Source organism: Streptomyces sp. PT12 (genome assembly GCF_003311645.1).
Lineage (GTDB): Bacteria > Actinomycetota > Actinomycetes > Streptomycetales > Streptomycetaceae > Streptomyces.
Genome location: NZ_QEST01000216.1, coordinates 79,578 through 100,475 on the forward strand (window position 1 = coordinate 79,578; position 20,898 = coordinate 100,475).

At 73.8% G+C, this 20,898-nt stretch carries 17 protein-coding genes; 10 read left to right on the forward strand and 7 right to left on the reverse strand.

From position 1 onward, the window contains the following. The first annotated feature begins 37 nt into the window (after positions 1–37). Positions 38–415, forward strand: coding sequence for a VOC family protein (locus DEH69_RS23460; protein WP_113688981.1), 378 nt, complete (start codon positions 38–40; stop codon positions 413–415). Between the two features lie 60 nt (positions 416–475). On the opposite strand, the gene DEH69_RS23465 is transcribed toward DEH69_RS23460, so the two are convergent. Next, complete coding sequence (locus DEH69_RS23465) at positions 476–1,783, reverse strand: LCP family protein (protein ID WP_113688982.1); 1,308 nt, start codon at positions 1,781–1,783, stop codon at positions 476–478. 108 nt (positions 1,784–1,891) lie between these two features. Between DEH69_RS23465 and DEH69_RS23470 the strand changes: the two genes are divergently transcribed. Then, positions 1,892–2,398 (forward strand): acyl-CoA thioesterase, encoded by a 507-nt coding sequence (locus DEH69_RS23470; RefSeq protein ID WP_113688983.1) that lies wholly within the window; start codon positions 1,892–1,894, stop codon positions 2,396–2,398. Between the two features lie 91 nt (positions 2,399–2,489). On the opposite strand, the gene DEH69_RS23475 is transcribed toward DEH69_RS23470, so the two are convergent. Further along, a complete protein-coding gene (locus tag DEH69_RS23475; protein ID WP_113688984.1) occupies positions 2,490–3,422 on the reverse strand; it encodes a DNA-3-methyladenine glycosylase in 933 nt (310 codons plus the stop codon). Between the two features lie 35 nt (positions 3,423–3,457). Further along, positions 3,458–4,681: an N-acetylmuramoyl-L-alanine amidase gene (locus tag DEH69_RS23480; protein WP_113688985.1), complete on the reverse strand. Its 1,224-nt coding sequence runs from the start codon at positions 4,679–4,681 to the stop codon at positions 3,458–3,460. A 126-nt stretch (positions 4,682–4,807) separates the two neighbouring features. Between DEH69_RS23480 and DEH69_RS23485 the strand changes: the two genes are divergently transcribed. From DEH69_RS23485 to DEH69_RS23500, 4 genes are all read left to right on the forward strand, one after another. Next, entirely contained in the window at positions 4,808–5,560 is a 753-nt protein-coding gene (locus DEH69_RS23485; protein WP_113688986.1) for a TIGR03089 family protein, read from the forward strand. A 39-nt stretch (positions 5,561–5,599) separates the two neighbouring features. Then, entirely contained in the window at positions 5,600–5,863 is a 264-nt protein-coding gene (locus DEH69_RS23490; RefSeq protein WP_113688987.1) for a hypothetical protein, read from the forward strand. A gap of 403 nt (positions 5,864–6,266) precedes the next feature. Next, entirely contained in the window at positions 6,267–7,799 is a 1,533-nt protein-coding gene (locus tag DEH69_RS23495) for an LCP family protein (protein ID WP_309302897.1), read from the forward strand. Between the two features lie 36 nt (positions 7,800–7,835). Beyond that, a complete protein-coding gene (locus tag DEH69_RS23500; protein WP_258534901.1) occupies positions 7,836–9,632 on the forward strand; it encodes an LCP family protein in 1,797 nt (598 codons plus the stop codon). Positions 9,633–9,666: 34 nt separating this feature from the next. On the opposite strand, the gene DEH69_RS23505 is transcribed toward DEH69_RS23500, so the two are convergent. Next, positions 9,667–10,674 (reverse strand): glycosyltransferase family 2 protein, encoded by a 1,008-nt coding sequence (locus DEH69_RS23505; protein WP_113689011.1) that lies wholly within the window; start codon positions 10,672–10,674, stop codon positions 9,667–9,669. 103 nt (positions 10,675–10,777) lie between these two features. Between DEH69_RS23505 and DEH69_RS23510 the strand changes: the two genes are divergently transcribed. Continuing rightward, positions 10,778–11,866 (forward strand): LCP family protein, encoded by a 1,089-nt coding sequence (locus DEH69_RS23510; protein ID WP_113688989.1) that lies wholly within the window; start codon positions 10,778–10,780, stop codon positions 11,864–11,866. An 11-nt stretch (positions 11,867–11,877) separates the two neighbouring features. Here DEH69_RS23510 and DEH69_RS23515 read toward each other — a convergent pair whose 3' ends face one another. Genes DEH69_RS23515 through DEH69_RS23525 form a run of 3 tightly spaced genes read right to left on the reverse strand, consistent with a single transcriptional unit; the run spans position 11,878 to position 14,697 of the window. Beyond that, positions 11,878–13,200 (reverse strand): coenzyme F420-0:L-glutamate ligase, encoded by a 1,323-nt coding sequence (locus DEH69_RS23515; protein WP_113688990.1) that lies wholly within the window; start codon positions 13,198–13,200, stop codon positions 11,878–11,880. Continuing rightward, positions 13,197–14,162: a 2-phospho-L-lactate transferase gene (gene cofD / locus DEH69_RS23520; RefSeq protein ID WP_181727572.1), complete on the reverse strand. Its 966-nt coding sequence runs from the start codon at positions 14,160–14,162 to the stop codon at positions 13,197–13,199. Before cofD ends, DEH69_RS23515 begins: the two co-directional genes overlap by 4 nt. Before the next feature lie 13 nt (positions 14,163–14,175). After that, entirely contained in the window at positions 14,176–14,697 is a 522-nt protein-coding gene (locus tag DEH69_RS23525) for a cysteine dioxygenase family protein (protein ID WP_113688991.1), read from the reverse strand. Positions 14,698–15,211: 514 nt separating this feature from the next. Here DEH69_RS23525 and DEH69_RS23535 point away from each other — a divergent pair. The 3 genes from DEH69_RS23535 to DEH69_RS23545 all read left to right on the forward strand — a co-directional run bounded on the left by DEH69_RS23535 (position 15,212) and on the right by DEH69_RS23545 (position 20,884). Then, positions 15,212–15,475, forward strand: a complete 264-nt coding sequence (locus DEH69_RS23535) for a WhiB family transcriptional regulator (RefSeq protein ID WP_049578918.1) — start codon at positions 15,212–15,214, stop codon at positions 15,473–15,475. Positions 15,476–15,638: 163 nt separating this feature from the next. Continuing rightward, positions 15,639–19,334, forward strand: a complete 3,696-nt coding sequence (locus DEH69_RS23540) for a glycosyltransferase family 2 protein (RefSeq protein ID WP_113688993.1) — start codon at positions 15,639–15,641, stop codon at positions 19,332–19,334. Further along, complete coding sequence (locus tag DEH69_RS23545; RefSeq protein WP_113688994.1) at positions 19,331–20,884, forward strand: DUF5719 family protein; 1,554 nt, start codon at positions 19,331–19,333, stop codon at positions 20,882–20,884. The genes DEH69_RS23540 and DEH69_RS23545 overlap by 4 nt, the downstream gene beginning before the upstream one ends. Positions 20,885–20,898 lie beyond the last annotated feature (14 nt).

Below are 20,898 nucleotides of genomic sequence, written 5' to 3' on the forward strand. Positions count from 1 at the left end.
TGCGCCCAACAGGTAACGAGGCGCGAAGGGAGACACCATGGCCATCGCCACGCTGGGGGTCACCGTTCTCGACTGTCCCGAGCCGCGCGCGCTCGCGGCGTTCTATGCCGCGGTGCTCGACTGGAGGGTCGCCGAGGACCGCAGCGACGACGAGTGGGTCGAGCTCGAAGGGCCGCACGGGCGGACGCTGGCGTTCCAGCGGTCCGAGGGCTACCGGGCGCCGAGCTGGCCGAGCACGGAGAACCCCCAGCAGTTCCACCTGGACCTGGACGTGCCGAGGCAGCGCCTCGACGAGGCCGAGGCCGAGGTGCTGAGGCTCGGGGCCACGCTGCTCGAGGGCGACCACGGCGGCAGCCGCGACTGGCGGGTCTATGCGGACCCGGTGGGGCACCCGTTCTGCCTCTGCGCGCAGTGACCGTGCGGTGGCAGCGGGGGAGGCGCGCCGCCGGGCGCGGGGGGCCCGGCGGCGGTCGTCTCACTCGGTGCCGACGGTCACCTTCTCGTCGTTCTCCAGCTGGGAGATCAGCTGCTCGGTCAGCTCCATGTCCCACAGCACGGCCGAGCCCTGCTCGGTGGCGTAGCCGGGGTCGGCGACCGGGATGTTCATGCGCTCGGCGCCGCGCATCCCCCAGAACATCTCGCGCAGGTTCCACAGGCTCATGTCCTCGTCCACGATGAGCGCGTCGAGCCCGGCGTTCATGGTGGGGAAGAGCGTGAACGGGTTGAGCAGCGTCGAGGGCGACGCGGCCTGGTCGGCGAGCGTCCCGAGGAACTCCTGCTGGTTCTGGGTGCGCCCCAGGTCGCCCATGGCCTCCTGGTAGCGCTGCCGGTTGAACGCCAGCGACTCGGCGCCGTCGAGCTGGTGGCAGCCCGCCTCGAAGTCGGCGCCCGAGTTCTCGTCCCGGATCGGCTCGTCGAAGCACATCTCGACGCCGCCGAGGGCGTCCACCACGTTGGCGAAGCCGCCGAAGCCGATCTCGGCGTAGTGGTCGATGCGCAGCCCGGTGTTGTACTCGATCGTGCGGACCAGCAGCTCGGGGCCCTCGATGGCATAGGCGGCGTTGAGCTTCTGCTGCTGCGCGGGTATCCGGTTGCCCGAGACCGAGCCGGTGAACTCGGGAATGGTCACCCACGAGTCACGCGGCAGGCTGACCATCGTGTTCCCGTTGTCGCCGACGTGCAGGATCATGATCGTGTCCGTGCGCTGGCCGTCGGTCGAGCCGGTGTGCAGCTCCCGCTGCTCCTCCTCGCTCAGCCCCTCGCGGCTGTCGGAGCCGACGATCAGGAAGTTGGTGCCCCGGCCGCCCGTCGGCCGGTCCTCGACGGAGGCCAGGTCGACCTCGCGGCGCAGCTTGCCGTCCGCCCAGAAGTAGATGCCCACGCCCGTCACCAGCAGCACCAGCACCAGCGCGAGCGCGGTGAAGCCGATGCGGCGGCGCCAGTTGACCGGGCCGCGCGGGCGGCGCGGCCCCGGGCCGCGGTCGTCATAGGGGTCATGGCCACCGGGCGGGGGCGGGGGAGGAGGCGCGGGGGAGCGGCGGTCCTGGCCGTTGCCGCGGTAGAGCTGGCCCTCGTTGTAGCCGGAGTCGAATCCGGGGTCGGCCCCGTCGTCGTGCTGGGGCGCCCGCTGGCGCGGCGGTCTTCCGACGTGCGGCATGACCCGGGCGCTCTCCGGACGGGCGTTGCCGCTGCCCTGTCCGTAACGGTCCTGACCCCTGCCCCTCTGGGGACGGTGGGGGTGGGCCTGGTGGTCGTCGGTCCAGCCGTCGGGCCAGTCGCTCATGACATGCCAGTGTGCCGCCCCCGACCGCCGAACGGGTGGCCGGGTCCGCACTGTGGCAGAGCTGATGCAATCCGCCGGGGCGTGCGACCCCCGCTTACGCTTACGCCCATGGCCGACCTTCCGGGTAAACCCACCGCCGCGTCCCGCACCACCCTGTCGCACATCATGACGCAGGCCGATGTGAACCTCCTCGGCACGGTGCACGGCGGCGTGATCATGAAGCTGGTCGACGACGCGGCCGGAGCGGTCGCGGGCCGCCACTCGGGCGGGCCCGCGGTCACGGCCTCGATGGACGAGATGGTCTTCCTCGAGCCGGTCAAGGTCGGCGACCTCGTGCATGTCCACGCCCAGGTCAACTGGACGGGCAGGACCTCCATGGAGATCGGCGTCAAGGTGCTGGCCGAGCGGTGGAACGAGTCGACGCCCGCGACCCGCGTCGGCACCGCCTATCTGGTCTTCGCGGCGGTCGACGAGAGCGGCAGGCCCCGCGCCGTGCCGCCCGTCGTCCCCGACAACGACCGCGACCGCCGCCGCTTCCAGGAGGCACAGATCCGCCGCACCCACCGGCTCGCCAGGCGCAGGGAGATCATGGAGCTGCGCAAGCGCCCGCTGTAGCCCGGGAGTTGGGCCCTGGTGGATTCCGGGCCCTGGTGGATTCCGGGCCCTGGTGGATTCCGGGGCAAGGCGGATTCCGGGGTAAGGAGGACTACAAGCGGGCGATCCTGGCGTGGCGCTGGCGGGGCGCGCGGCGGGGCGGCGCGATCCCGGTGAGCAGGACGAGCCGCGCGGCCCTGTGGCGCTGGCCCGCGTAGGGCGCGAGCAGCTGAAGCATCCGGTCGTCGTCCGCGTCCCGCTCGCCGCCGAGCGCGTAGCCGACCGTCCTGGGCAGGTGCAGATCGCCGACGGTGAGGGCGTCGGGGTCGCCGTTGGCGCGTTGCAGCGTCTCCGCCGCGGTCCACGGGCCGATGCCCGGCACGGCCGTCAGGCGCGCCATCGCCTCGGGCAGCGCCATCGCCGCCGCCTCCTCCATGCGCCGCGCGACCCGCGCCGCGCGCACCACCGCGGCCGAGCGCTTGGGGTCCACGCCCGCGCGGTGCCACTCCCACGAGGGGATGAGGGCGAACGTCCGGGGCTCGGGCATCACATACATCCCCGCCGCCGCCCCCGGCCCTGGCGCGGGCTCGCCGTACCACCTCAGCAGCAGCCGCCAGGCCCGGTACGCCTCCTCGGTGGTGACCCGCTGCTCGAGGACCGAGGGGATCAGCGACTCCATCACGAGCCCCGTGCGGATCAGCCTGACCCCGGGGTTGCGGCGCAGCGACTCGGCGATCAGCGGGTGGTGGGGGACGAACGCCCCGGGCTCGTCCTCGGCGCCGAGCAGCGCGGGCAGCCGTTCGAGCGCCCACGCGGCGCCCGGGCCCCACGCGTCCGCGGTCACCCGGGGCTCCGCGCCGTCACGCGCCTGGGCCAGCCGCAGGGTCGCGGGACCCGCCGGCGTGCGCGTCGCGCGCCACACCACCCCGTCGCGCCCCGCGCGGAACGCCGGGTCATAAGGGCCGCGCCGCAGCACGAGGATGCTGCGGCGCAGGTCGAAGGGGCCAGCGGGGCGAAAGGCACGGGTGAGGCTGCGGTCCGGCACGGTCGAACAGGCTAACGGTTCTGCCGCGCGCCCCGTCACCGGCCCTGGAGGCGGTGGGCCGTGTCGCGGATGACCGGCAGGTCGTCGTAGAGCGCGTCGCCGGGGCACTCGGTGGCGTAACCGTCGCGGTGGCCCGAGATGTTGTTGAGCTTGACCGTGGTGCCCGCGGGGTACTTCCCGCCGCCAGAGGTGCGGTTGGCGCTGGCCGCGGGGTCGCGGTCGTGCAGGCCGAGCTTCCACGCGGTCAGCAGCGACAGCGCGTCCCGCACGTCGCGCCCTGGGTCGGTGCTCGAGTAGGTGCCGAGGACGGCCACGCCCATGCTGTTGTGGTTGAAGCCATAGGTGTGCGCGCCCTGCACGGGCAGGGCGACGCCGCCCGCGCGGCCCTCGTAGATCGTTCCGCACTTGTCGACGAAGAAGTTGTAGCCCACGTCGCGCCAGCCCTGGCTCTCCACGTGGTAGCGGTAGATGCCGCGCAGCAGCGAAGGGGCCTCGGAGCACGCGTAGTTGTTGCCGCCCGCGGTGTGGTGGACAAACGCCGTCTTGACCGAGTCGGTGTAGACGAAGCCGCTCTCCCGCAGGCTCTCGTCCGCGCCCCACTTGGAGCGGATGACGATGGGCGGGCGCGGCCCCTCGTGGTCGCCCGCCGCGGCGCCGCCCCCGGGCGCGACCTCGCCCGCGAGCTCCCCGTCCGCCTCGCCCACGCCGGGGTCGATCAGCTCCACCGAGAGCCCCTCGGGCAGCTCGGCGTCCGGCGCGTCCTCGCGCGGCTCGACCCTGACGTGCACCCCGTCGGACGCGCCGACCCAGCGGGGCGCGGTGCCGCCGCGCACGCGGTCGGCGCCCGCCTCGGCGGTGCCGGGGTCGGGTGCGTGGTCGGCGCCCGGCTCCAGGTCGAGCCAGTCCGACCAGTCCCCGGTCCCCGCGTCCCTCGCCCGCACCTGCACCGTGCCGTTCAGCTCGTCGGACGGGTCGTCCCACACGACGCCGAGCAGCGAGAACGGGTCGGTGTCCGTGGCGGGCAGGCCGCGCGTGCCCAGGGGCTCGACGGGCTCGGGCGACCCGTCGCCCGGATCGCCGCCCGAGCGGGTCTCGAAGTCGAGGGGTTGCAGCGCGAGCGACTGCGTGCCGCCGGCCCGCGCGCCCGCCTCCGTGGGCCGCGCGACCGCGCTGCCCGGCAGCAGCAGGGGAAGGGCGACGGCGGCCGCGCAGGCGGCGCCGATCGCGGAAGCAAGAGGAGATACCAGAAATGAGCGCATATCAGGATCTTCCGCACAGAATCCAACCGCTGTCCATCGGTGAGTGACCGAACGATGACCGAGGGTGAGGCTGGCCGCCCCGCCCGTCCACCCCTGGGGGCGACGCCCCCGCGTACCCTTGCGCCGATGAACATTCACGACCGCACCCCCGTCGACCTGCTGCGTTCCGCGCTCGCCACGGATGGCGCCCGGCCGCTGGTGACGTACTACGACGACGCCACCGGGGAACGGGTCGAGCTGTCCGTGGCCACCCTCGCCAATTGGGTGGCCAAGACGGCCAATCTCCTCCAGGACGAGCTGGGCGCGGAGCGCGGCGACCGGCTCGCGCTCCTCCTCCCCGCCCACTGGCAGACCGCGGTCTGGCTGCTCGCGTGCTCCGCCACGGGCGTCGTCGCCGACATCGGGGGTGACCCCGCGGGCGCCGACCTGGTGGTCAGCGGCCCCGACGCGCTCGATGCCGCCCGCGCGTGCCCGGGGGAGCGCGTTGCCCTCGCCCTGCGCCCCCTGGGCGCGCGGTTTCCCCAGCCGCCCGTCGGATTCACCGACTACGCGGTGGCGGTGCCCGCCCAGCCGGACACGTTCGCCGCCTATGACCCGGCGGGGCCATCCGATGTCGCCTATGTCGTCGAAGGCGCCGAACTCACCGGTGGCCAGGCCGTCGAACGGGCCCGCGCCGACGCCGGGGCCCTGGGCCTGACCGCGGGCTCACGCGTCATGTCCCTGGCGGGCTATGGCGGTTGGACCGGGATCTCCACCGGTCTTCTGGCCCCGCTCGCCGCGGGCGCCTCCGTGGTGCTCTGCCGCAACGCCGAACGCCTCGCCCCCGAGGCCATCGCCGCGCGCCGGGAGAGTGAGCGCGTCACCCACTTCGCGGACTGACGGTGGCCGCCCGCGCCCCGCGCCCCCAGGATCGTGCCCATGAGGGTGCCGCAACAGCCCACCTACCACCGGCTCATCGTGCCGCTGTCCGCGCCGCGGCCCGCGCCGCGGCCCGAGCCGCCGCCAGGGCCCGCCGCCGGGGGCGGCCACCGCTGGCCGCTGTGGCTGGCGTTGGCCGTGTCCTTCGCGCTGCTGGTGACCGCGGCGACGGGCTGGCTCCTGCGGCACGGCGCCCCCCAGGGCTCCGCGGCCCCCCGCGCGCCCGGGGCCCACGCGCTCCCCGTTACGGATATCGATCGTTAATCCCATGCGAACGTAAAGAGAGCTGCCTCGAAAAACCCTGAAAAGGGTAACTAGCCGGATGATTACCCCCACCTCTTGAGGTGGTGTGTGTCACCGCGATCGCAGGGCGCGGAACCTGGCAGCTAGTGTGTGCCGTCTGATCCTCTAGTAGGCACAGCGGAGGGCGCACGGACTCGTGGAAGCGCAGGGACGCGGGGGTGCGGGAGACATCGATCCCGCGGATCAGTGGGTGTTCAACCCGGAGACCGGTACCTACGAGCTGCGGCTGCCCGGGGCACGACAGGGCGAACGGCCGCAGCAGCAGGGACCGTCCTCCCCGAGCCGTCCGCGCGGTTCACGTAACGCTCCGCCGCCTCAGCGTCGCGGTCCGTCGCAGGCGCCGGGGGACCGGGAGAAGCCGCCGGTGGGCGACCGGCCCGTACCGCCGCAGCGCGACCGCCGCGCGAGCGGCAGCGGGGGCAGCCGCCGCAAGGGCCCGAGCCGCAAGGCCAAGAAGCAACGCTCGGGTACCAAGAGGGTGTTCATGTGGATCGGCGGCACCCTCGCGATGCTGCTGGTCGTCGGCTGCGCCGCGGGCTGGTACCTCTACAACCGCTTCAACAACAACATCGAGAAGTACGACGTCGGCATCGAGAACCCGTACCAGTCCGACGAGCCCGTCAACATCCTCTTCATCGGCACCGATACGCGTGACGGCGACGGCAACGACAGCTACGGCGGCGACGCCAGCGAGGGCGCGGACACCACGATCCTCATGCACTTCTCCGAGGACCGCACCAACGCCACGGGGTTGAGCATCCCGCGCGACCTGATCACCGACATCCCCGACTGCGAGGTCGTGCAGGAGGACGGCACGAGGGTCACCATCCCCGGCTCGCAGGGGGTGCGCTTCAACCAGAGCATGGGCACCAACGGGCGCGACCCCGGCTGCGTGTGGCGCACGGTGGAGGAGCTGACCGGGGTCAGCATCAACCACTTCATGATGGCCGACTTCAACGCCGTGAAGGACCTCTCATCGGCGGTCGGCGGCGTGCCCGTCTGCGTCGAAGAGCCGATAGACGACCCCAAGTCCCATCTCCAACTCGACGCCGGAAACCATGTGCTCGAGGGCGAGGAGGCGCTGGCGTTCGTCCGCACCCGCTACTCGGTGGGCACCGGGAGCGACCTCAGCAGGATCGAGCTTCAGCAGCAGTTCCTGGCGTCGATGGCACGGCAGATCACCGAGCGCGATCTGCTCTCCAGCCTCGGCAGCTTCTACGACCTCGCCGACGCCGCCACCAAGGCCCTCGCGGTGGACACCGAGATCGGCAGCATCGACAAGCTCTACGGCCTCGCCTCCGAGGTCGGTCAGGTCCCCATGTCGGACATGACCTTCATCACCCTGCCCGTGGTCGACAACCCGGCGGAGCCCGAGGACGCCAAGGCCACCGTCGTGATCGACGAGGGCAGGGCCCGGCCGATCTTCCAGATGCTCCAGCAGGACGTCTCCATGACGGACGACGGGAGCGAGGAGGGCGCGTCGGACGAGGGCGGCGACGCCGAGGGGCAGCCCGAGGCCGTCCCGGCCGCCGACATCAGGGTCGATGTCTACAACGGCGGCGACGTCATCGGCGCCGCCCAGGAGACGCTCGCCTGGATGCAGAACACCCATGGCATGACCCTGGCCACCAACGAGGGCAACGCCGCGGCCCCGCAGGCGGAGACCACCCTGGAGTTCGGCAGGGACCAGGCGGGCATGGCCGCCACCCTGGCCGAGCTGATGGGCCTGCCCGAGTCGGCGCTCCAGGAGCAGCCGGAGGACGCGGGCGACCAGCCGATGGTGCTGGTCCTCGGCGACGACTTCGCCGGCGCGGGCCAGCCCATAGAGGTCGCCCCCGAGCGGCCCGAGGACCTCGAAGGCATCACGGCGGACGACGAGGACGTCTGCGCGTCATGACGGCGCGGCGGATCTGCGGAATGTGGGGGGATTCCCGTGCGGAGTGCCGGCATACCCGGTGAGAACGAGGGTGGCCCCGCACGTGGGGTCACCCGGGCCGAGCAGCTCGGCTGGGACGAGAGCCTTTACCGGAACGCGGAGGGCGACCACGCCGTTCCCCCGCCCAGGCCGCTGGCCGACGGGGGCGGTGGCGACGCCGACGGCAACGGCGACGGCACGGGCGACGGCACGGGCGACGGCACGGGGCCCAGGCGCGCCCGCCGCGGCGAGGAGCGGACGAAGAAGCCCCGCTGGCGCCGCGTCCTCGTCTGGACGTCGGCCGGGCTGGCGTTCGTCCTCGTCGCGGTCGCCGTCGCCGGGTTCCTCTACCTCCGCCACCTCAACGGCAACCTCGCCAAGGACGAGCTGAACCTCAGCGGCGAGCAGCTCGAGCGCGCCGAGCCCAACGCCGCGGGCCAGACGCCGCTCAACATCCTGCTGCTCGGCTCCGACTCCCGCACCGGCGAGGAGAACCAGGACCTCGGCGGCGGCGGCGAGGGCGGCCAGCGCGCCGACGTCCAGCTCCTGATGCACGCCTCGGCCGACCGCAGCAACATCTCGCTCGTCAGCGTCCCGCGCGACACCATGGTCTCCATCCCCGAGTGCACCGACCCCGACACCGGCGAGGTCTACCCCGAGGTGGCCAGGGCGCGCATCAACTCCGCGCTCGACCACGGCGGTCCCGGCTGCGTCGTCGCCACATGGGAGCGGATGACCGACATCCCGATCGACCACTTCATGATGCTGGACTTCGCGGGCGTCGTGGAGATGGCCGACGCGGTCGGCGGCGTCCCGGTCTGCGTCGACGCCAACATCTACGACGACCGCTCCCAGCTGCGCCTCGAGGAGGGCACCACCGTCGTCGAGGGCGAGCAGGCCCTCCAGTGGCTGCGCACCCGGCACGGCTTCGAGAACGGCAGCGACGCCATAGGCCGCACGCGCGCCCAGCAGATGTATCTGAGCAACATGGCCGACGCGTTGCAGTCCGGCACGTCGCTCACCAACCCGAACGAGCTGATGGACCTCGCCGAGGCCGCCACCAACGCCCTCACCGTCGACCACGGACTCGGCTCCGTCCAGCGGCTCTACGAGCTGGGCGAGGACCTGCGCAACGTCCCGGGCGACCGCATCAACAGCGTGACCCTGCCCTGGCTCCCCGACCCGCTGAACCCCGATGTCACGGTGATCCCCGACCCGGAGAAGGCGGCCGACCTCTTCGAGCTGGTGCGCAACGACATCCCGCTCGACGACCAGGACGCCGAACCCGCCGACGACGGCGAGGGCGGGGACGGGGACGGCGGGGACGGGGACGGCGGCGCGAGCGAGTCGCCCGAGGTTCCCGCCGACCCGGCCGCCGACATCCCCGTCGCCGTCCGCAACGGCACGGGCGACCAGCTGAACGCCCCGGTCGACGGCCGCGCCGGGGTGATCACCGACGAGCTGCACCGCCAGGGCTTCCTGCTCGCGGGCACCGACGCCACCGAGATCTCGGCCCCCGCCACCCAGGTGCTCCACCCCGAGGGCGGCAGCGAGGCCAACGCCCGCGCCGTCGCCGACGCCCTCGGCATCCCCGCCGAAGCGGTGCTGGTCTCGGCGACCGTCGAGTCCGTCACGGTGGTCATCGGCGCCGACTGGCGCGAGGGCACGGCGTTCCCCGCCGCGAGCGCCGACCCCACCGAGGGCGACGCGGGCGGCGAGGCGACCGACGACGAAGGCCCCGTCGTGGACGAGGAGTCGATCCTCGGCGGCGACGACGAGAGCTGCATGAGCGTGAACCCGGCCTACACCTGGTAGGCCGGGCCCGGGGAACCCCGTGCGCCCAGGGCTCTCAGGGCGCGGTGACCGGGTCACGGCGCGAGGCGATCACCGCGCGCGCCAGCTTCCTCGGGCTGGTCAGATAGCCCCAGCCCCACGATAGGTGCATCGTCGCCAGCGCGAGCGGGATCCGCGCACGCGCCCCCAGCGTCAGGCCGCGCCCCGCGGGCAGCGAGCCAAGCCCTATCGCGGCCAGATAGCCCGCGGGCACGACGAACCCCCAGGGCGTCAGGGCCACTCCGGCCACCACTCCCGCCACGATCGCGAGCAGCGCGGCGGGCGGCGCGAGATAGCGGGGGTTGATCGACCCGGCGTGGTAACGCGCCACCACGTGCCGCCAACGCCCGTAGTTGCGGTACTGCTTGGCCAGCTCCCGCACCGATGGCCTGGGCCGGTAGGACACCAGCAGCTCGGGCGAGAACCAGATCAGCCCACCGGCCTGCCGGATCCTGTAGTTCAGCTCCCAGTCCTGCGCGCGGATGAACTCCTCGTTGTACCCGCCCTGTCGCTCGAGCACCTCGCGGCGGAACACCCCGAGGTAGACCGTCTCCGCCTCCCCGGCCGCGCCCCCGGTGTGGAACGCGGCGTTGCCCACGCCGATCCGCGACGTCATCGCGGCGGCGACGGCGCGCTCCCAGTCGTTCTCGCCCTCGGCGTGCATGATGCCGCCGACGTTCGCCGCGCCGGTCTCCGTCAGGAGCCGCACGGCGGTGGCGACATAGCCCTGCGAGAGCATGCCGTGCCCGTCCACGCGCACCACGACGGGGTGGCGGGAGGCGTTGATCGCGGCGTTGAGCCCGGCCGGGGTGCGGCCCGTGGGGTTGGGCACGGTCCGCACCCGGGGATCCGCGGCGACCAGCTCCGCGGCGATCTCGTCCGTCCGGTCGGACGACGGGCCCAGCGCGATCACCACCTCGATCTCGCCGGGGTACTCCTGCTCCAGAATGTGCCGGACCGCGTCGCGCAGGTGCCGCTCCTCGTTGAGCACCGGCATGATCACGGACACCGCGGGGGTCGGAATGGTGGTCACCGGCTCACGTTACCGCGATCGGGCGACCCGGACGCGCGCCACCCCAGGCCGTAGATCGTATGGACATACGGTGACGGGCGGGAGGTGACCGACGATGCAGGTCCGACGCCGAGGCCGCCGCCGAAGCCGAGGCCGCCGCCCGGTTCCGCGGATCGCCGGGGCACTCGCCGCCCTGGTGCTGCTCACCAGCGGAGTGGGCCACGCGATGGTGACCTCCGCCGAGCACAACGTCCGCCGCGTGGACCCGTTCTCGGGCCTGCGCGACCGCCCCGACGCGGGCAGCGGCCTCAACATCCTGCTCATCGGCACCGACAGCAGGGACGGCCTGTCCGCCGACGAACGCGCCAAGTACCACGTGGGCGACGCCTCGTGCCGCTGCGCCGACGCCGTTCTGCTGCTGCACGTGTCCGAGTCCCGCGAGCGCGCGACCGTCGTCAGCCTGCCGCGCGACTCCTACGCCGAGCTCCCCGAGCACACCTTCGCCCCCGACGACAGCCACCACACGCCGCACGCCGACAAGCTCAACGCCGCGCTCTCGCACGGCGGTCCACCGCTGATGGTCAACACGGTCGAGGACCTGACGGGCCTGCGCGTGGACCACTACCTCGAGGTCAGCTTCGTCAGCTTCATGCGCGCCGTCGACGAGATCGGCGGCGTCGAGATCTGCGCCAAGCGCCCGCTGAAGGACCCCTACTCGGGGCTCGACCTCCCCGCGGGCACCAGCACCCTCGACGGCCCCACGGCCCTCGCCTACGTCCGCGCCCGCCACCTCGACGGCACGTCCGACCTCGACCGGATGGAGCGCCAACAGCGCTTCCTCGCGGCGTTCCTCAAGGAGGCGGTCAGCACGGGCGTCCTGCTCAACCCGGCCCAGGTCAGCACGACGGCCGACGCCCTCCTCGACTCCGTCCGCGCCGACCCGGGCTTCGGCGCCGAACAGATGCTCCAACTCGCGGGCCTGATGCGCCACTTCACCACGGACGGCGCGCACTTCACCTCGGTCCCCGTGAAGGACCCCTCCCACCACGTCCCCGGCCTCGGCTCGACGGTCCGCTGGAACGAACAGGAGGCCACCCGCCTGTTCGACTCCCTGAGAACGGACACCCCCCTCCCCGAACCACCCCCGACCACCCCCCACTCCGAGGCCCAACCCCCGAAGAGCGCGGACGAGTTCGCCTGTTGAGCGGCGCGGCCTCAGCGCACCTCGACGAACGCGTCCGGGGTGCGCGGGGGGCGGGGGGTGGCTGGGGTGGCCGCGTGGCCGATCGCCACCGTGCCCATCGGGTCCCACGACGCCGGGAGCGCCAGCACGTCGCGGACCACGTCGCGGCAGAACATCGTCGACGAGACCCACGCCGAGCCCAGGCCCTCGCCCGCGAGGGCGACCAGGAGGTTCTGCACGCCCGCGCCCACGGCCACCACGAACATCTCGCGCTCGGCCGCCGCCCTGCGGGCGTCCGGGTAGGGGTGGGCGCCATCGGCCACCAGGCAGGGCACCACCAGATACGGCGCCGCGCGCAGCACGTCGCCGCGGCGCACACGGCGGGCGATGCTCTCCTCGGGCCTGCCGTCCCCGCGCAGGTCCGCGATCCACGCCTCGCGCATCGCGTCGAGCAGCCGCGTCCTCGCCTCGGCCGACTCGAGTAGCACGAAGCGCCACGGCGTCGTGTGGTGCGGCGCGGGGGCCGTGATCGCCGCGGCCACCGCGCGGCGCACCGCGGCGCCGTCCACCGGCGCGTCGGTGAACTCCCTGACCGTCCGCCGCAGCGTCACCGCCTCGCGGACGGCCTCGGACGTGCCGAGCCTGAACATGTCGTTGGCCGCGGGCCTGATCAGGTCGCGCGCGGTGCCGCCCGCGTCGGTGACCCGGTGGGCCAGGCCGCGGATCACCGCGACCGGCAGCCCGTCGACCTTCCCCTTGACCAGATCGCCCGCGCCCGCCAGCTCGTCGGCGACGGCGGTGAGGGTGACGCCGAGCTCGTTCCCGTGCGGGTCGGTGGTGCCGCGGAAGTCGTCGAGCACCTCGACCCCCGCCGCGCCGATCGCCACGTCCGTCTGCCCCTCGCGCCACGGGCGGCCGAACGTGTCGGTGACCACGACGCCGACCTCGACGGACAGCAGGTCGCGCAGCCCGCGCCTGATCCGCTCGGCGGAGGCGTCGGGGTCCTCGGGCAGCAACAGCACCGTTCCCGGCGGGGTGTTGGAGGCGTCGACGCCCGCGGCCGCCATCACGAAGCCGTGCCGCGACTGAACGATCCTGGCCGGTCCGCGGCGCGCGACGACGCGGACGGTCTCCTCGTCGATCGCCTCGTCCCGCCCTTCGGCCCGCCGGGTCCTGCCCTCGGCCTTGCTGACGACCTTGGACGTGACCACCAGCACGTCGCCGTCGGCGAGCCCCGGCAGCCCTGGCGCGGTGGCCGCGTCCGCGATCAGCTCGGCCAGCTCGTCCCCCGGCCTGACCTCGGGGATGCCGGGCAGCGCCCAGACCCGGTAGCCGGGGGCGGGTGAGGCGTTCACGCCGCGCCCACCTCCTTCGCGAGGGCCAGCGCCTCGCGCGCCATGGCCTCGGCCGCCGCCGCGTCGGTCATCAGCAGCGGAACGGCCCGGCAGCGGATGCCGTCCGCCTCCACCGCCTCGACCGCCGCGGCGTCCACCGTGTCCACGAGCCAGCCGTCGAGCAGCCCCGAGCCGTAGTGCCGCGCGACGCCAGCGGCCGTCGCGGGCACCCCGATCGCGGCGAGCACCTTGTCGGCCATGCCGCGCACCGGAGCGTCCCCGACGATGGGGGAGAGGCCGACGACCGGCACGCCCGCGTCGGCGATGGCCTCGCGCACACCGGGCACCGCGAGGATCGCGCCGACGCTCACCACGGGGTTGGACGGCGGGAAGACGATGACGTCGGCCGCGGCGATCGCCTCGAGCACGCCGGGCGCGGGCCGCGACCGCTCGGCCCCGACCGGCACGACGGCGTGCGCGGGAACGGCCGCGCGTAGCCGCACCCAGTACTCCTGGAAGTGCACGGCCTTGCGCCCCGCGTCGCCGTCGTCGATCAGCACATGCGTCTCGACGCGGTCGTCCGTCATCGGCAGCAGGGTCACGCCCGGCTTCCAGCGGCGGCACAGCGCCTCGGTGACGGCGCTCAGGGGGTAGCCCGCCGCGATCATCTGGGTGCGGACGACATGGGTGGCGAAGTCCCGGTCGCCCAGGCCGAACCACTCGGGCCCCACGCCGTAGGCGGCCAGCTCCTCCTTGACGGTGAACGTCTCGTCCGCCCGCCCCCAGCCCTGCTCCTCGTGGATGCCGCCACCCAGCGTGTACATCACCGTGTCGAGGTCGGGGCAGACCTTGAGGCCGAACAGGTGGATGTCGTCCCCGGTGTTGCCGATGACGGTGACGTCCGCGTCGGGGGCGGCGCGCCGCAAGCCGCGCAGGAAGCGGGCGCCGCCGATACCGCCGGACAGGACCACGATGCGTTGCATGTGCCCCAGTCTGTCAGCAGGTGAGGGCCGCCCGGGGCGCGGGCTCCTCTCCCACCGGGCGCCCTGGGGCGGCGAGCCGCGGGTGCATGCGCATCTCGGTGAGGCCGGGGAAGTACACGTGCAGGCTGACGGCGGGCTCGAGCGAGACGTTGACCATCTCGTGGACATACCCGGGCGCGAACGCCCGCATCGAGCCCGGCGTGAGCACCCGCTCCCCGCGCCCCGCGGCGCTCTCCGTGAGCGCCCCCGACAGAACGGCGCAGACGCCCGACGACCTGCCGTGGTCGTGCCGTCCGCTGCCCTGCCCCGGCACCCAGCTCAGCAGCCAGACCTCATAGCCGGGGCCGGTGCGCAGCCGGTGGTACCACCGGCTGGCCGCGTCGTACCGCACCAGGGGCTGCCAACAGCTCCGGTCCTCGGCGATCCCGGCGACGAGCGCGGCGAACTCCGCGACGGTGGCCGGGTGTTCGGCGAGGGGCGGCAGCAGGTGCGGCAGCGCGGTGGGGTCACCGGCGATGGCGTTGTCGTTGTCCATGAGGTCTTGTCGTCTCGGTGCTTCTCTGTGTGGGCGTCACGACGGATGCGGTCGCGCGGGGGGTGTCAACGTCAGCGCGCGGCCGTCGGCATTCTTTCACCACTTCAGGTCGGCGGGCGCGAGGAAAGGTTTATGCCCGCCCGGATCGGACAGGTGCGCCCTCGTCCGCGGGGGTGGACGCCGTTGCGCACCCGTGATCCCACCGTGATCCGTGTCTCGATGGGAAGCGGCGGGCAACGATCCTGGGCCCCGGCTCGTCCTCCCTCGTGAGAGGTGTGCGAAGTGAGGGGAGAACGACCGGAATGCGCGGTTGCGTGCCAGGCGAGCTGGCATAGTTTGTGCCGATTTGAACACTTTCCATGCGCTTGTGGTACCACAGGGTGAATCATCGGGTGAATAACTGATCGTGGCTTGACTGCCGCTGAGCACCCCACCTGTAATTTCACTCATGTCGTTCGAGCGGTATCGATAACGGCGGCATCACGGGGAAGCAAAGAAGACGAGGGGCGCCCATATGACCGAGCTGTTCCAACAACTGCTGGTCGACCAGGCCGACGAGGAACTTGGCTGGCAGGAGCGCGCTCTGTGCGCCCAGACCGACCCCGAGTCCTTCTTCCCCGAGAAGGGCGGCTCCACACGCGAGGCCAAGAAGGTCTGCCTCGCGTGCGAGGTCCGTTCGGAATGTCTCGAATACGCCTTGGCCAACGATGAACGCTTCGGAATCTGGGGCGGATTGTCCGAACGTGAACGCCGCCGCCTGAAGAAGGCCGCCGTCTGACCATCCCCCGCCCTGACCCGTTACGGACGGGTTCCTCCCGCGGGCGCTCGGGCGGGCCGTGACGGTCCCAACCGCTAGTGTGGTGCGCTGTCCGAGACGTTGCTCCGCCACCTTCGAGGGCGGCGACGTCCACACCGTCCAGCGAACCGGGGCCCGCACCTCGATGTCCGTGCACAGCCAGCAGGCGGCGCCGCAGCAGGCCGCCCATCCCGAATTCCCGCGGCACGTCGTCACCGCCGTGCTCGTCTCGCACGACGGCGAACGCTGGCTCCCCGACGTCCTGGCAGGACTGCTCGGACAGGACAGGCCCGTGCAGGACGTCATCGCGGCCGACACCGGGAGCGCCGACTCGTCGGCCACCCTCGTCACCGAGGCCATCGGCGCCGAGCGCGTCCTCCACCTCGCCCGCCGCACCGGCTTCGGCAGCGCGGTCGAGGAAGCCGCCCGCACCGCCCCCGTGCTCACCCCCGACGACCTCCCCTATCTGCGCCGCCCCGACGCCTGGGACCCCATCACCCGCACGTGGGACACGAGCACCTACGACCTCCCCGAACTCCCGCACGGCGAGCCCGTCCACTGGCTCTGGCTCCTCCACGACGACGCCGCCCCCGAGCCCGAAGCGCTCGCCGAGCTGCTCCGCCAGGCGGACGCCAGCCCATCGGCCGCCATCGTCGGAGCCAAGCTCCGCGGCTGGTACGACCGCAGGCAGCTGCTCGAGGTCGGCGTCTCCATCGCCAACAGCGGCCGCCGCTGGACGGGGCTCGACCGCCGCGAGCAGGACCAGGGCCAGCACGACCAGGTCAGGCCCGTCCTGTCCGTCTCCACCGCCGGGATGCTGATCCGGCGCGACGTCTACGAGCAGCTCGGCGGCTTCGACAAGCGCCTGCCGCTCATGCGCGACGACGTCGACCTCTGCTGGCGCGCCCAGGCCGCGGGCCACCGCGTGCTGATCGCCCCCGCCGCCGTGCTGCGGCACGCCGAGGCCGCCTCGCGCGAACGCCGTTCCATCGACTGCGCCGGGCGCCTCGGCGGCAGCCCGCACCGCGTCGACAAGGCCGCGGCCGCGTACACCCTGCTGGTCAACGCCCGTGGCCGCGCGCTCCCTTGGGTGCTGTTCCGGCTCGTACTCGGCACGTTGCTCCGCGTCCTCGGCTACCTCGTCGGCAAGCTGCCGGGGCGCGCGCTCGACGAGGCGGCCGGGCTGCTGTCCGCGCTGCTCCGCCCCGGCCGCGTGCTCGGCGCGCGCCGCAGGCGCGCCACGTCGGCCGCCGCTCTCGACCCGGGGGAGCTGCGCCCCCTCTTCCCACCGCCGCTCGCCACCGTCCGCACCACCCTCGAACAGGTCGTCAGCAACGTCGGCGGCCGTTCCGAGCCCGCCACGGCGGCCAGTGGGCGGCACGGCGCCGTCGAGTCGGGGCCCACGGACGACGAGGCCGACGACCTCCAAGTCGAGCAGTTCGCCCGCGTCCGCCGCCTGGTCCGCAAGCCGGGCCCCATGCTCTTCGCGATCCTGCTGATCGCCGCGCTGCTCGCGTGCCGCGACCTGATCGGCGGCGGCGCGCTCACCGGCGGCGCCCTGCTGCCCGCGCCGGCGGACGCGGGCGCCCTATGGGACCGCTACCTGGAGACGTGGCAGCCCATCGGCGTCGGCGGCGATGAGTCGGCGCCGCCCCATCTCGCCCTGCTCGCCCTGCTGTCCACGGCCCTGCTCGGCAGCACCGGGCTCGCCATGACCCTGCTGCTCGTCGCCTCGGTCCCGTTGGCCGGGGCGAGCGCGTACTTCTCTTCGAGGCCGCTCGTCATGTCGCGCGTGCTGCGCGCGTGGGGCAGCATCGCCTACGCCTTCCTGCCCGCCGTCACCGGCGCGCTCGCCGGTGGCCGCGTCGGCACCGCGGTCCTCGCCGTGCTGCTCCCGCCGATGGCCCGCGCCGCCGTCACCGCCGCCGGATACGCCGCGGGCGGCGGGCGCGGCTCGTGGCGCGCCGTCTGGGCGACCGCGCTGCTGCTGACCGTCTGCACCGCGTTTACCCCCGTGGTCTGGCCGCTGGCCGCCGTCCTCGCGATCGCCGCCATCGCCCTTCCGCCGCGCCCCGAGCCGGGGCTGCTGCGTGCCAAGGCCGTCAGGATGGCCGCCCTGCTGGCCACGCCCGTGCTGCTGCTCGGGCCCTGGTCGTGGTCGGCGCTGTTCGACCCCGAGGCGTTCCTGACCGAGGCGGGGCTGCCGTTCGAGACGGGCGGGGCCGACGCGTTCCAGCTCCTCAACATCAACCCCGGAGGCCCCGGCACCCCCGGCACCTGGCTGCTGATCGGGCTGCTGCTCGCCGCGCTCGCCGCGCTGCTGCGGCACGAGCGGCGCCTGGCCGTCACCACCGCGTGGGCCACCGCGCTGGTCGCGCTCCTCTTCGCCGTCTGGTCCGACGGCGAGGGCTGGGCGGGGCCCGCCACTCTCGTCTACGGCCTGGCCCTGCTGAGCGCCGCCGTCCTCGGCGCCGACGGCGCCAGGTACCGGGTCGCCGCGCAGAGCTTCGGCTGGCGCCAGCCGCTCGCCGTCGCCATCGCGGGCGCCGCCGCCGCGGGCCCGCTGCTGGTCGCGGCGGGCTGGATCATCGGCGGCGCCGACGGCCCGCTCGAGCGCGCCAACCCCGTGCAGGTGCCCGCGTTCGTCGCGGAGGAGAGCTCCACGCGCGACCAGGCGCGCACGCTCGTGCTCGAGGGCAGCGGCGAGCCCGACGGGCCCGTCGGGCGCGTCGACTACACCCTGGTCCGCGGCTCGGGCGCCCGCCTCGGCGACGCCGACCTCGCCGAACTCCTGGGCGAGAACGCCCCGCTGAGCGCCGCCGTCGGCGATCTCGCCGCGGGTTCTGGCGCCGACCAGACGACCGTGCTCGCCGCGTACGCCGTGCGCTATGTCCTGGTGCAGGACGGCTCGCCGCGCGAGCTGCACCGCGTCCTCGACACCACCCCGGGGCTCCAGCGCCTCAGCCAGGAGGACGGCAGCGCCCTGTGGCGCGTCGACCGCGAGGTCTCCCGCGTCATGGTGGTGCCCCCGCGGGAGGAGGGCGGAGCCGCCGCGGCCGTGCCCGTCGCGTCCGAGGCCGTCGAGGTCCACGCCGACGTGCCCGAAGGGCCCGAGGGCCGCGTGCTGCGGATGGCCGACGCCGTGTCCGACGGCTGGGTGGCCACGCTGGACGGCGAGCGGCTGACGCCCGTCACCGTGGGCGACTGGGCCCAGGGCTTCGAGCTGCCCGCGAACGGCGGCCGCCTCGACATCGTCCACGAGACCTCGGGCGGCCACACGCTGTGGACATGGGCGCAGGGCTTCGGCCTTGTGGTCCTCACGGTCCTCGCGCTGCCGGGCCGCCGCCGCGAGCTCGACGACGACCTGCCAGAGGAGCCCGCGCCCACCGCGCCCCCGACGGGCCGCCGCGCCAGGCGCGAGGCGGCGGCCGTCGCGGCGGCCGAGGCCCCCGGCGTTCCCGGTGAGGCGGGCGAGGGCCCCGAGACCGCGGAGTTCCCCGGCATCCCCGCCCAGTCCTCCGCGCCGCCAGAGGCGCCGCCCGCGTCGCCCGCCCAGGCCCCCGAGCCCGCCGCGCCCTACCCCGGCTACCCCGACCCGTACCACGAGCCCTACCGCGACGCGTACCAGGACCAGGGCTACTACCAGCAGGGCGGCTACCAGGACCAGGGGCAGTACCCGCAGCAGCCGCAGCGTTACGGCGACCAGATCCCGCAGCAGCCACAGCCCTCCTACGACCCAGGCCACGACCCCCAACACCACGACCCCCAACACCACGACCCCCATCACACGGCGCCGTACGACTATCCGGCCGACTACGGCGACGGGAGCCCTCAGCAGTGAACCGCGCGTCCCTCTCCCTCATCGCCGTCGTCACCGTCCTCGCCGCGGTGACCGGCTTCGCCTCGCTCGGCTCGGGCGACGACCAGGAGATCGAGACCCTGGAGCTCGGCAGCCCGCAGCCGGTCCAGCGCACCGCGCTCACCTGCCCGCGGCCCACGGCGGCCGAGGCGTCGTCGACGTGGTACACCGCGTTCACCCCGCCGACCGCGGGCACGGCCGAGGGCGAGGAGGCGGGCGCCGCGGCCCTGCTGCCCGCCGCCGAGTACGCCCCCGGCGCCCAGGCCCCCGACGCGGAGGAGGGCGAGGAGGGCGAGGAAGGCGAGGAGAGCGAGGAGAGCGGCGAGAACGAGGTGCCCGAGCCCGTCGTCACCTCCCAGGCCCCGGGGGCGCCGGTCACCACGCGCGTCGACGACGCCGGGGCCCCGGCCCTGACCGGCACGGCGGAGGGCGCGCTCGCCCCCGGCTGGACCGTGCAGCAGACCACGTCCGTCACCTCGGGCGTCGGCAGCGGCCTGCTCGGCACGTCGTGCCAGACCCCGGACACGGCGTTCTGGTTCGCCGGGGCCAGCACCGCGGAGAGCCGTTCCGACTACGTCCACATCACCAACCCCGACGAGGCCGCCACCGTCGTCGACATCGACCTCTACGGGCCCGATGGCCGCATCGAGGCGGAGGCGGGCCAGGGCATCACCGTCCCGGGCGGCGCCACCGTGCCGATCCGGCTCTCGACGCTGCACGCGGACGAGGTCCAGGACCTGGCCGTGCGGGTCGCCGCCCGCACCGGGCGCGTGGGCGCGCAGATCGAGGCGCTCGACAGCGACCGCGGCTCCGACTGGCTGCCCCCGAGCACCGCCCCCGCGGGGGAGGCCGTGCTCCCCGGCATCCCCGGCGACGCGGAGAGCGTGCGGCTCGTGGCGTTCGCGCCGGGCGACGAGGACCTCACCCTCGACGTCTCCCTGGCCGGGCCATCGGGCACCATCACCCCCGCGGGGCACGAGACGGTCTCCGTCCACGCCGGAACGCTGACCGGCGTCGACCTCGGCCCCCTCACCCAGGGCGAGGCGGGTTCCCTCGTGCTGACGCCCGCCGAGGGGTCGGGCGGCGGCCCCGTCGTCGCGGCCCTCCAGGTGGTGCGGGGCGAGGACGACGAGCGCGAGGCCGCGTACATCACCGGCACCGCCCCCGTCGAGGGCCGCGCCACCATCTCGGGGAACTCGGCCGACGGCACCCAGCTCTCCCTGGTCGCCCCCGGCGACGCGGTCGAGGTCGACGTCACCCTGTCCGCGGGCGCCGAAGGCGGCGAGCCGGTCACCGAGACCTACACGGTGGACGGCGCGACGACGCTGACGTTCGCGCCCGAGGTCCCCGAAGGCACCGAGGGGCTCTATGCCCTGACGATCCAGCCGTCGGGCGGGCCCCTCTACGCCGCGCGGGCCCTGAGCACGGAGAGCGAGGGGCGCGACACGTTCACCGTGCAGACCGTGCCCGACGACCGCTCCACGGTCGCCGTCCCCGAGACCGCCCCCGACCTGTCCGTGCTCGCCGACTGAACGGAAACGGCCTG